Raw genomic sequence first — 11,246 nt, 5'->3', positions numbered from 1 at the left:
TTGAACTTTCCCGGCAAAATGCCGACAGCACGATAGCCTGCTGTCCTACTGACGACGCGCGCGCCGGGAGCTAGCATGGTGGCTTCAACGCTCGACGGAGTTGCGAAATGTTTTCTCTGAACAAGCTTAGCCCGACCATCACCGACATGATCCGCTTCGATCACTCGCACGTGATGGTGACCTTCCACCAGTACACCCGGGACAAGCCGGCAAGGATCAAGAAGGCGCTCGCCGAGACCATCTGCGACGCGGTGGACATCCACGCCCGGCTGGAAGAGGAGCTCTTCTACCCGGTCATGCGCGGCATCACCACCGACGAGCACGTGCTCGCCAAGAGCCCGTCCGAGCACGACCAGATGCGCAACGTAATTGCCTTGCTGTGCAACACCGAGGCGGACGATCCCGACCACGACCGGCTGATGTTCGAGCTGATGCGCCTGGTGATCCACCACGTGGCCGACGAGGAAACCGTGCTGCTGCCGCAGGCCGAGGAATTCCTTGGCCAGGAGCGCCTGTCCGAGCTGGGCGCGCAGATGACACGCCGGCGCCTTGAGCTGGTCACGCCCAAGGCCGGCAAGATCGCCGCCAACACCGTGCTCGGCTTTGCCGGCAGCACGGCCGCCATCGCGCTGGGCGTGGCCGGCACGCTGTTCGCGGTCAAGAAATTCGGGCAAAAGCACGCCTGAGCGCTTGCCCTCACGGCCTGGCCGGGGGCAGCATGCGGGCGATGAAGTCCACCGTGCGTTCCCACGCGCGCTGGGACGCTGCGCGCGTCGCGTCCGCGCTGCTGCCGATGAAGGCATGGCCAACCCCGGGCAGCAAGATCAGCTCGGCGCTGCCGCCGCGCGCGCGGATCACGCGGTCCAGCGTGGACGCCTGCGACACCGCGAAGAACGTGTCCTCCATCCCGTGCACGATCAGGAACGGCGGTACGCTTGCGTCCACGTAGTTCACCGGGCTGGCCAGGCGCCGCTGCGGGTCGCAATTGGCCGCGCCGCAGCCAAGGAAGCTGTTCGCCTGCGGCATGGACCTGAGCGCCAGCAGGTCGTAAGCGCCGTACCAGGCGACCGCCGCCCGCACGCAGGCCGATTCGTCAGACGGTGGCGGCGGCGTCGCCGCGGCGCCGATGGCCGGGTTCGGGCGCCCCCCGCTGGCGGGCCGGTCGAGGCCCGCGGCGCCGCATGAGACCGCCGCCAGTGCCGCCAGGTGCGCACCCGCCCCGGCGCCCCACACCAGCACCTTGGCGCGGTCGATGCCGTAGGCTCCCGCCTTGCTGCGCAGCCAGCGCAGCGCATCCTTCACGTCCTGCACCGGCGCCGGGAAGTTCGCCTGCGGCGCCAGTCGGTAGTCGATCGACGCCACCACGTAGCCGCGCGCGGCGAGTGCCGCGAGCGCCAGCGGCCAGTCGGCAAACGCCCCGTTGGTGCGGCGCGATCCGCCGTGCCAGCCGCCATCGTGCACGAACACCACCAGCGGCCGCGGCGCGCTGGACGCGGCGCCGGGCGGCAGGTACAAGTCGAGCCGGAGCGGGGCGTAGCCCGGATCGGTGGCATAAACCAGCCCGGGCAGCCCGGTCACGCCGCGCGGGAAAGCCGGCTGGCCTTGCGGGTACCGGTCCTGCTCGACAACGGACGCGGCAACTTGCGGCTGGAACGGTTGCGCCTGTGCCAGGCCCGCCACCGCCAGCGCGAGCACGGCGCCAGGCCGCCAAAGATGAGTCGGCATCGCAGCCTCCCTGTGATGGCTGTCGAGCCGATGATAGCGCGGCCGCGCGGCCGGGCTGCGTCCCGTTCCGCGCGCCTACATCCAGCTCAGCACCAGCGGCACCAGCCACGGCGCCAGCAGTGCGGTCAGCGCGCCGTTCAGGCCCATGCCCAGGCCGGCAAAGGCGCCAGCCTCGGCATTGACCTGGAACGCGCGCGCCGTCCCGATCCCGTGCGCGGCCACGCCAAGCGCAAAGCCGCGCGCCTGCATCGAGTGAATGCGCAGCGCGTTGAAAAGAAAACGCCCCGTGATCGCGCCGAACACGCCGGTGACGATCACGACCGCCGCCGTCAGCGCCGGCAGGCCGCCAAGGCGCTCGGCCACCGCCATGGCAATCGGCGTGGTGGCCGACTTGGGACCAAGGGTGCGCGCCAGCTGCGGCGTCGCCCCCAGCAGGCGGGCGATCACCACCGACGACACGATGGCGGTAACGCACCCGGACAGCAGCGCGCACGAAATCGGGAGCAGCGAGCGACGCATGCGCGGAAACAGCCGCGCCAGCGGCACCGCCAGCGCCACCGTGGCCGGTCCCAGCAGGAAGTGCACGAACTGGGCGCCCGCGAAATAGCGCTGGTAGGACATGCCGGACCCGGCCAGCACCAGCGCGATCAGGGCCACCGCGATGGCGACCGGGTTGGCCAGCGGCGAAAACCGGGCCCGCACGAAAATGGCGTGGGCGACAACGTAGGCACACAGCGTGAGCGTCAGGCCAAGCAGCGGCGAGGCCGACAGGTACACCCAGAACGACGTGATTTCGCTAAACATCGCCCTGCTCCTTGCCCACACGGGAGAGGGCCTGCATCACGAACGCGGTCACGCCCAGCGTCAGCAGCGTGCTGCCCACGAGCGCGGCCCCAATGGCGACCCATTGTCCGCGCCCGCTCGCCGCCGCCACGACGATGCCAACCCCCGCCGGCACGAACAGCAGGGACAGGTGGCGCAGCAGCTCCGAGGCGGTCGGTTCCAGCAGCTCCTGCAGGCGCGGCCACGCCAGCAGCGCCGCAAACAGCAGCAGCATGCCGATCACCGGGCCTGGAATCGGCACGCCGATGAGGAAGGCGACGCCCTCCCCTAGACACTGGAAAATGAGGAGGATGGCGAAAGCCGCAAGCATGTTGGTCCTTCCGGTATCAATCTGGATCGCGGTATCGGGGATCACCGCTAAACTGAAAGCCGTCGTTCCGGCGCAGGCCGGAACCAATGCTGAGCAAATGCGCACGCTGCCTATGGATTCCGGCTTGCGCCGGAATGACGGTCTTGGGGCAGGTGGTTATTGTATAGCTTAGTGCGGCGACGCCTTCGCCTCACTCCCCAAACACCTCCACCACCAATGCCCGCAGCCACTGGTTGCCCGGATCCTGGTGGAAGCGCCGATGCCAGAACAGATTGGTCTGCAGCGGCGGTAACGCCAGCGGCGGCGTGATCCACGTAAGCCCGAACGGCGCCGCCGCCCGCTCGGCCAGCTTGAGCGGTACCGTGACCACCAGTTCGCCCGTACTCACGATGTACGGCACGGCGGTGAAATGCGGCACGCGAAAGCGCGAATTGCCGCCCACGCCCGCCTGTTCCAGCAACTGGTTGATGCGCTCGTAAGGCGCGTCCGTCGCGTCCACCAGCAGGTGCTCGGCCGCGACGAAGCGCGCCAGCGTGACCTTGCCGCGCCCGAGCGGATGGCCCTTGCGGAACATGCTCACGTACGGCTGGCGAAACAGCAGCCGCTGGAACAGCGCCTCCGAGATGCCGTCGAACGGCCCGACCGCCAGGTCCACCCGGCCGGTCTCGAGCTCCTCCTTGAGCGCGATGCTGCCCGCGCGCACGGAGCTGAGCTGCACGCGCGGCGCCAGAGCCCGGCAGCGCTCGATCAGCGCGGGCATGAAGTGCACCTCGCCGACGTCCGTCATCGCCAGCACGAAGCGGCGCTCGCTGGTGGCCGGGTCGAACTGGCTGCGCTGGTTCAGTGCCAGCGCCACCTGGGCCATGGCCGCGCCGACGGGGCCGGCGACCTGCTGCGCGAACGGCGTGGGCTGCATGCCCTGCGCCGTGCGCACGAACAGCTCGTCGTTGAAAACGCGGCGCAGGCGCGCCAGCGCATTGCTCACCGCCGACTGGGTCAGTCCAAGGCGCTTCGCGGCGGCCGAGATCTGACGCTCGCGGTACACCTCCTGGAAGACGGCAAGCAGGTTCAAGTCGATATTGGTTGGCTCGATCATCCGGCGTTTTGAATGAACGCGTGGGCGGACATGCGCTGCGTCCGGTAGCGTTCAACGATATTTATCCGATCAATAGTCTACATTTTGCCATTCATCTCGTAAATCACACAGGTTTGCCGTAGAGTGTCCGAAAACGACCCAATCATTGGAGGAGACCGCCATGCCCCAGCCCCAGGACGGCTACCAGTCCGGCTTTGGCAACGAATTTGCCACCGAAGCCCTGCCCGGCGCCCTGCCGCAGCACCGCAACTCGCCGCAGCGCGTGGCCTACGGCCTGTATGCCGAGCAGATGTCCGGCACCGCCTTCACCGCCCCGCGCGCACACAACCGCCGCACGTGGATGTACCGCATTCGCCCCGGCGCGCTGCACGGCCAGTTCAGCCGCATGCCCAACGGCCGCATGGTCAGCCATTTCGGCCAGGTGCCCGTGCCGCCGAGCCAGATGCGCTGGTCGCCGCTGCCGATGCCGGACGCGCCCACCGACTTCGTCGAAGGCCTGGTGACCATGGCCGGCAACGGCTCTCCGGAAAGCCAGTCCGGCTGCGCGATCCACCTGTACGCCGCCAACAAATCGATGACGGACCGCTTCTTTTACTCCGCCGACGGCGAAATGCTGATCGTGCCGCAACTGGGCCGGCTGTCGATTGCCACGGAACTTGGCCTGGTTCAGGTCGAGCCGCACGAGATCGCAGTGATCCCGCGCGGCGTGCGCTTCCAGGTGGCGCTGCCGGACGGTCAGGCGCGCGGCTACATCTGCGAGAATTTCGGCGCCCTGCTGCGTCTGCCCGACCTGGGCGTCATCGGCAGCAACGGCCTGGCCAACCCGCGCGACTTCCTCACGCCAGTGGCGCGCTACGAGGACCGCGAGGGCGAGTTCGAGCTGGTGGCCAAGTTCTGCGGCAACCTCTGGCGCGCCCCGATCGGCCACTCGCCACTCGACGTGGTGGCCTGGCACGGCAACTACGCGCCGTACAAGTACGACCTGCGCCACTTCAACACCATCGGCTCGATCAGCTACGACCACCCGGACCCGTCGATTTTCCTGGTGCTGCAGGCGCCTTCCGACACCCCGGGCGTGGACACGATCGACTTCGTGATCTTCCCGCCGCGCTGGCTGGCGGGCGAAGACACCTTCCGCCCGCCCTGGTTCCACCGCAACGTGGCCAGCGAGTTCATGGGCCTGATCCACGGCGAATACGACGCCAAGGCCGAGGGCTTCGTGCCCGGCGGCGCCAGCCTGCACAACTGCATGAGCGGCCACGGCCCGGACGCGGCCACCTTCGACAAGGCCAGCGCGGCCGACACCACGCGCCCGCACAAGGTGGCCGACACGATGGCCTTCATGTTCGAAACGCGCCACGTGATCCAGCCGACCGAGTACGCCCTCACCTCGCCGCAGCTGCAGCGCGACTACGCCGACTGCTGGGCCGGCATCCGCAAGAATTTCCGGCTGGAACCGTAGCCAGTTGTGTGCCGGGCGGCACGCCGCACGTGCGATGATGTGCTGCGCGCCATCCCGGCGCAGCGGCCGCCGGCCCGGCAAGCCCGGCACTTCGCGGGGCCATGAGCGACGTCCTGATCATCCTCGGCCTGATCCTGCTGAACGGCGCGTTCGCAATGGCCGAGCTGGCCCTGGTCTCGGCCCGCCGCCTGCGCCTGGAAAAGCTGTCCGGTGATGGCAGCGTCGGCGCCCGCGCCGCGCTCGAACTGGCGGACAACCCGAGCCGCTACCTGTCCACCATCCAGATCGGCATCACCCTCATCAGCATCTTCAACGGCGCCTTCGGCGAGGCCTCGCTGGCCGCGCGCCTGGGGCCGCGCTTTTCCGCCCTTGGCCTGGCCGACCCGTACGCGCACGAGGCGGCGCTGGTGACCGTGGTGGTGGCCATCACCTTTGCCTCGATCCTGTTCGGCGAACTGGTCCCCAAACGCATCGCGATCCAGTACCCGGAGCAGCTGGCCACGCTGGCCGCGCCGCCACTGCGCGCGCTGTCGGCACTGATGGCGCCGCTGGTCAGGGTGCTGACCGCCGCCACCGATTTTCTCTCGCACCTGCTGGGCATCCACCGCCCGCGCGACGAGACGCCGACCGAAGAAGAGATCTCGGGCATGATCCGCGAAGGCAGCCAGGCCGGCGTGCTGGAAAAAATGGAGTACGACATCGTGTCGCGCGCCTTGCGGCTGGACGACCGCAACCTGAAAGCCTTGATGACGCCGCGCGTGGACCTGCACCTGCTCGACCTTGGCGACAGCACCGCCACCAACCTGGCGCGCATCGCCGCCTCGCCCTACAGCCGCTATCCGGTGTACCGCGGCGACCGCTCGCAGATCCTGGGTGTGGTGCACGCGCGCGACCTGTTCTCGCAGGCGATTCGCGCATGCGCGCTCGACGCGATCGACATTGGCGCCGCTGTCCGGCCACTGTTGTACGTTCCCGAATCGGTGAGCGTGATGGACGCCTTCGAGCTGTTCAAGCAGAACCGCGCCGAGCTTGCGCTGATCGTGGACGAGTACGGCGACATCCAGGGCATGGTCACGCTGGCGGACATGATGGGCGCGCTGGTGGGCGAGGTGCCGGCCCGGGCCGACCAGCCCGAGCCGGACGCGGTGCAGCGCGAGGACGGCAGCTGGCTGCTCGACGGCGGCATGTCGCTGGAACGCTTTCGCGACCTGTTCGCCACCGATGCGCGCTTTCCCGACGAGGACGAAGCCCGCTACCATACCCTGGCCGGCTTCGTGCTCTACCAGCTCGGCACCATCCCGCGGCCGGGCGAGCACTTCGGCTGGGACGATTTCTCTTTCGAGGTGGTGGACATGGACGGCAACCGGATCGACCGCTTGCTGGTCAGGCGTACCGGGTCCGCAAACGCCCCCGAGGACGGGCAAACACGCTAGACTGTCGCGACTCGACAATCGGAGAACAACGATGACCAAGCCTTCGCAGGAGCGCCGCTCGCTCGTCACCCAATCCATCGCCGCGGCGGCCGCCGCAGCGCTGTGCGCCGGTGCCGTCGCCGCCGAACCGGCCCGGGCCGGCGGCCCGTACAAGGTCGTGATCCAGGTGAGCGACGCCGACCCGCACAAGTGGAACCTCACGCTCAACAACGCCAGGAACGCCGCGGCCGACCTGGGCAAGGACACGGTGATCGAGATCGTGGTGTTCGGCCCCGGCATCGGCATGCTCAAGGCCGGATCGGAAGTGGGCGCGCGCATCACCGAAGCCGCAGCCGCCGGCATCAAGCTCGTCGCCTGCCAGAACACCATGCGGGCGCTGCACCTGGAGCCGAAGGACATGCTGCCCGAAGCCGGCTACGTGCCCTCGGGCGTCGGTGAACTGATCCGCCGCCAGCACGAAGGCTACGCCTACCTGCGCTCCTGAACCCGCAGGGTGGGCAGGTTTCCTGCCCACGCGTCCAGCCAAAGCGTGCGGCAGATGGAACGCCTTACGCAGTCAGCAGCGCCCGTCCCGCCAAGGCCGGCGCCCGCTCATCCTGCGCCACGCGGAACGTCCCCACCAGCGACAGCAGCGCTTCCGCCTGCTCCTGCATGGCCTGCGCCGCCGCGGCCGCCTCCTCGACCAGCGCCGCGTTTTGCTGGGTCACCGAATCCATCTGCGTGATCGCATGGCTCACCTGGGCGATGCCCGAGCTCTGTTCCTGCCCGGACTGCGCGATCTCGTGCATGATGGCCGAGAACCGCTTGACGCTCTCCACCACGTCTTCCATCGTGCTGCCGGCAGTGTGCACCAGCTTGCTGCCGTTCTCCACCTGGTGCACCGACTCGCCGATCAGCTCCTTGATCTCCTTGGCCGCCGCCGCGCTGCGCTGCGCCAGCGCCCGCACTTCCGACGCCACCACGGCAAAGCCGCGCCCCTGCTCGCCCGCGCGCGCCGCTTCCACCGCCGCGTTCAATGCCAGGATATTGGTCTGGAACGCGATCCCATCGATCACGCCGATGATGTCCACGATGCGCTTGGCCGAGGCGTTGATCGACCCCATGGTCTGGACCACTTCGGCCACCGCGTCGCCTCCCTTGAGCGCGACCGCCGATGCCGACGCGGCCATGTCGTTGGCCTCGCGCACATGGTCGGCGTTGTGGCGCACCGTGACGGTGAGCTGCTCCATCGACGCGGCGGTCTCCTGCAGCGCGCTGGCCTGCTGCTCGGTGCGCGCCGACAGGTCCAGGTTGCCGGCCGCAATTTCGCCCGATGCCGTCGTGATCGCATCCGTCCCTTGGCGCACCTTGCTCACCAGTTGGGCGAGGCCCTGCTGCATGGTGCGCATCGCATACATGACGCTGGCGCGGTTGTCCTCGCTGTCGATGTCGATCTGCACCGTCAGGTCGCCGGCCGCAATGGACGCGGCAATGGAGGCCGCGTAATCGGGCTCCCCGCCCAGGCGGCGCATGATGTCGCGCGCCAGCCAGAACGCGATCGCGCCGCCGGCCACCAGCGCGCAGGCGGCCAGCGCCAGGCTCCATGTCAGCAGGCGGTTGGTCTGCGCCGCCAGCGCGGCCTTGCGCTCGCCCACCGCTGCGCTCTTGCTCTTGATGAGATCGAGCAAGTCGGCGCGCATCTGGCGCCACAGCGGCGTTTCTTCGGCGTTGAGCTTCTGGATCGCGCCGGCCTGGTCGTCCCTGGCCATGGCTACCAACTGGTCCTGCAAGGCGCGCTGGCGCTGGTGCATCTCGCCCAGCTTGGCCAGGGTGCGCGCCATCTCAGGGTCCTCCGCCGCCAACGGCCCGGCATCGTCCAGCGTCTGGCGGAAGCTCTTGCGCGAGTCTTCCAGGTTCTGGTACGCCTTGCGGTTATCCGGCGCCATGACGATGTTGCGCAGCGCCTGGCCCATCTGCAGGCCCTGCGCATACAGCCCGTTGCTCGCCGTCAGCACCACCTGGTCCTTGTCGATGAAGCGCTCGAACTGGGCGGTCGCGTTGCGCATGCCCCAGATGGCCACGCCGAGTGCAATCGAGAATACGGCGAACACCAGGCCCATGCCCAGCGCGATCTTGCTACGTAACTTCATTGACCACCTTTCATTAGCGAAACGCCGGGCGGCACAGTGCCTCCCGCACCCTCACGTGGAGCTCTTGGCAAAAAGAGCGCAGATATTACCTGCAGGAAACTAGTATGGACAAGAGGCTGGCTTGTATAGTTGCCAACCTGCAACAGCGGACGAAAGGCGGCGTACTGACACACTCTATTGCACAATAGATTATCGTGCGATATACTGATTGCCATGAACCATTCCGCTCCGTCCGAGATTCCCGTGAATAAAGACACCCTCGACATCGACGCCATGCGCGCCGCGGCTGAACAGGCGCGCGGCCTGCTCAAGGTCCTGTCCAATCCCGACCGGCTCCTCCTGCTGTGCCAGCTCACGCAAGGCGAGCAGTGCGTGAGCGACCTCGAACAAGCCCTCGGCATCCAGCAGCCCACCCTGTCGCAGCAACTGGGCGTGCTGCGCGACGAAGCGCTCGTGCAAACCCGCCGCGAGGGCAAGCAGATCTATTACAGCATCACCAGCCGCGAGGCGCAGGCCGTGATGCAGGTCCTCTATGACCTGTATTGCGGCGCCAACCAAGGAGCCAAAAAATGAATATCGACTGGACCCACTTTACCCCGCTGGCCTCGCTCGCCGGCGGCCTGCTGATCGGCCTGGCGGCGGCCCTGTTCGTGCTGCTCAACGGCCGCATCGCGGGCATCAGCGGCATCCTGGGCGGGCTGCTCACGCGCCCCGCCGGCGACTCGGCCTGGCGCGTCGCCTTCCTGCTCGGGCTGGTGCTCGCCCCGGCCACTTACGCGCTGTTCCACGCATTGCCTGAGTCACGCGTCGATGCCGGCACCGGCACGCTGATCGCCGCCGGCCTGCTGGTCGGCTTGGGCACGCGCTACGGCTCCGGCTGCACCAGCGGCCACGGCGTGTGCGGCCTGTCGCGCCTGTCGCCGCGCTCGCTGGTGGCCACCGCCGCCTTCATGCTGGCGGGCTTTGTCACCGTGTTCGTCATTCGTCACGTTTTTTAAGGAACCAGCCATGCAGATCCTGAGCGCATTCATCATCGGCCTTGTCTTTGGCATTGGCCTCATCGTCGGCGGCATGACCGACCCCGGCAAGGTGCAGGGCTTCCTCGACCTTGGCGGCAGCTGGGACCCGTCGCTGGCCTTCGTCATGGTCGGCGCCATCGCGGTCGGCACGGTCGCCTTCCGTTTTGCCGGCAAGCGCGAACGTTCGGTGCTGGGCGCCCCCATGCGCCTGCCCACCGCCCGCGACATCGACCGCCGGCTGGTGCTCGGCAGCCTGGCCTTCGGGGCCGGCTGGGGCCTGGCCGGCTACTGCCCGGGCCCGGCGCTCGCTTCGCTCACGCTGGGCGCGAAACCGGCGATCTTCGTGATCGCGATGGTCGCCGGCATGGCGCTGTTCGAAGTGCTCGAACGCCTGCCGCGCGCCGGCCGCGCAGCGACCCGGTCATGATCGCCCTCGCCCTCGGCCTGGTCGTCGGCATCATCCTTGCGCTCACCGGCGCGGGCGGCGGCATCCTGGCCGTTCCGCTGCTGGTGTTCGTGGCGCACATCGCGCTGGTGCAGGCGGCCCCGATCGGCTTGCTGGCGGTGGGCATGGCGGCGGCGCTGGGCGCGCTGCTTGGGCTGCGCGGCGGCATCGTCCGCTACCGTGCGGCCGGTCTGGTTGCCGGGACAGGCATGCTGGCTTCGCCGCTGGGCCTGCTGCTCGCGCATCGCATCGACAACCGCTGGCTGAGCGTGCTGTTCGCACTCGTGCTGCTGTACGTGGGCTACCGCGCGCTGGCCAAGGGCCTGGGCCGCGGACAGCAGCCGGCCGAACACGCGCACGCCGCGCGTCCGTGCGTGCGCAATGCCGCCACCGGCCGCTTCATCTGGACGGCGCCGTGCGCACGCGCGCTTGCCCTGTCCGGCGTGGCGGCGGGCCTTCTTTCGGGCCTGCTTGGCGTGGGCGGCGGCTTTGTGATGGTGCCGGCGCTGCAGCGCTACACCGACCTGGACATGCAGTCGACGGTGGCAACCTCGCTGGCCGTGATCGCGCTGGTGTCGGCCACCGGGGTCGTCGCAAGCGCCATCGCCGGTCAGCTGGACTGGGCGGTCGCCCTGCCTTTTTCCGGCGGCGCACTGGCCGGCATGCTGGGCGGGCGCGCCGTGGCTGCGCGGCTGGCCGGGCCGCACCTGCAGGCGGGTTTTGGCGCGATCTCGGGCGCCGTGGCGCTGGGGATGATCGCCAAGGCCGTATGGTGAAAGCAGAT

Annotated in this window: 13 protein-coding genes; 8 read left to right on the top strand and 5 right to left on the bottom strand. The window is 68.6% G+C overall.

Annotation, left to right across the window (positions count from 1 at the left end; translation table 11 throughout):
• Positions 1-107: 107 nt before the first annotated feature.
• Positions 108-686, top strand: a complete 579-nt coding sequence (locus NX773_RS07400; protein WP_258855663.1) for a hemerythrin domain-containing protein — start codon at positions 108-110, stop codon at positions 684-686.
• Positions 687-696: 10 nt separating this feature from the next.
• Here NX773_RS07400 and NX773_RS07395 read toward each other — a convergent pair whose 3' ends face one another.
• The 4 genes from NX773_RS07395 to NX773_RS07380 all read right to left on the bottom strand — a co-directional run bounded on the left by NX773_RS07395 (position 697) and on the right by NX773_RS07380 (position 3,974).
• Complete coding sequence (locus tag NX773_RS07395; protein WP_258855662.1) at positions 697-1,725, bottom strand: alpha/beta hydrolase; 1,029 nt, start codon at positions 1,723-1,725, stop codon at positions 697-699.
• A gap of 75 nt (positions 1,726-1,800) precedes the next feature.
• Positions 1,801-2,529 (bottom strand): LrgB family protein, encoded by a 729-nt coding sequence (locus NX773_RS07390; protein WP_258855661.1) that lies wholly within the window; start codon positions 2,527-2,529, stop codon positions 1,801-1,803.
• The gene (locus NX773_RS07385; RefSeq protein WP_258855865.1) at positions 2,522-2,878 is read right to left on the bottom strand and encodes a CidA/LrgA family protein; all 357 of its coding nucleotides are present in this window, start codon (positions 2,876-2,878) and stop codon (positions 2,522-2,524) included. Before NX773_RS07385 ends, NX773_RS07390 begins: the two co-directional genes overlap by 8 nt.
• Positions 2,879-3,068: 190 nt before the next feature.
• Positions 3,069-3,974 (bottom strand): LysR family transcriptional regulator, encoded by a 906-nt coding sequence (locus tag NX773_RS07380; protein WP_258855660.1) that lies wholly within the window; start codon positions 3,972-3,974, stop codon positions 3,069-3,071.
• A gap of 160 nt (positions 3,975-4,134) precedes the next feature.
• Here NX773_RS07380 and hmgA point away from each other — a divergent pair, with 160 nt between their 5' ends.
• From hmgA to NX773_RS07365, 3 genes are all read left to right on the top strand, one after another.
• Positions 4,135-5,436: a homogentisate 1,2-dioxygenase gene (gene hmgA, locus NX773_RS07375; protein WP_258855659.1), complete on the top strand. Its 1,302-nt coding sequence runs from the start codon at positions 4,135-4,137 to the stop codon at positions 5,434-5,436.
• Between the two features lie 101 nt (positions 5,437-5,537).
• Complete coding sequence (locus tag NX773_RS07370) at positions 5,538-6,869, top strand: hemolysin family protein (RefSeq protein WP_258855658.1); 1,332 nt, start codon at positions 5,538-5,540, stop codon at positions 6,867-6,869.
• Between the two features lie 31 nt (positions 6,870-6,900).
• Positions 6,901-7,353, top strand: a complete 453-nt coding sequence (locus NX773_RS07365; RefSeq protein ID WP_258855657.1) for a DsrE family protein — start codon at positions 6,901-6,903, stop codon at positions 7,351-7,353.
• A 64-nt stretch (positions 7,354-7,417) separates the two neighbouring features.
• On the opposite strand, the gene NX773_RS23510 is transcribed toward NX773_RS07365, so the two are convergent.
• Positions 7,418-8,998 (bottom strand): methyl-accepting chemotaxis protein, encoded by a 1,581-nt coding sequence (locus NX773_RS23510; RefSeq protein WP_307728445.1) that lies wholly within the window; start codon positions 8,996-8,998, stop codon positions 7,418-7,420.
• Between the two features lie 213 nt (positions 8,999-9,211).
• On the opposite strand from NX773_RS23510, the gene NX773_RS07355 reads away from it, so the two are divergent.
• From NX773_RS07355 to NX773_RS07340, 4 genes are read left to right on the top strand one after another with little or no spacing between them, the layout of a single operon-like run.
• On the top strand, positions 9,212-9,571 hold the full coding sequence (locus NX773_RS07355) for an ArsR/SmtB family transcription factor (RefSeq protein ID WP_370662223.1): 360 nt from the start codon (positions 9,212-9,214) through the stop codon (positions 9,569-9,571).
• Complete coding sequence (locus NX773_RS07350) at positions 9,568-9,996, top strand: YeeE/YedE family protein (RefSeq protein ID WP_258855656.1); 429 nt, start codon at positions 9,568-9,570, stop codon at positions 9,994-9,996. Before NX773_RS07355 ends, NX773_RS07350 begins: the two co-directional genes overlap by 4 nt.
• Before the next feature lie 10 nt (positions 9,997-10,006).
• Positions 10,007-10,444, top strand: coding sequence for a YeeE/YedE family protein (locus NX773_RS07345; RefSeq protein WP_258855655.1), 438 nt, complete (start codon positions 10,007-10,009; stop codon positions 10,442-10,444).
• Complete coding sequence (locus NX773_RS07340; RefSeq protein ID WP_258855654.1) at positions 10,441-11,238, top strand: sulfite exporter TauE/SafE family protein; 798 nt, start codon at positions 10,441-10,443, stop codon at positions 11,236-11,238. The genes NX773_RS07345 and NX773_RS07340 overlap by 4 nt, the downstream gene beginning before the upstream one ends.
• The last annotated feature ends 8 nt before the right edge of the window (positions 11,239-11,246 follow it).

Source organism: Massilia solisilvae (assembly GCF_024753215.1).
GTDB lineage: Bacteria > Pseudomonadota > Gammaproteobacteria > Burkholderiales > Burkholderiaceae_D > Telluria > Telluria solisilvae.
Note: the sequence above shows the minus strand (reverse complement) of the source record. Positions and strands in the feature narration are given on the sequence as shown.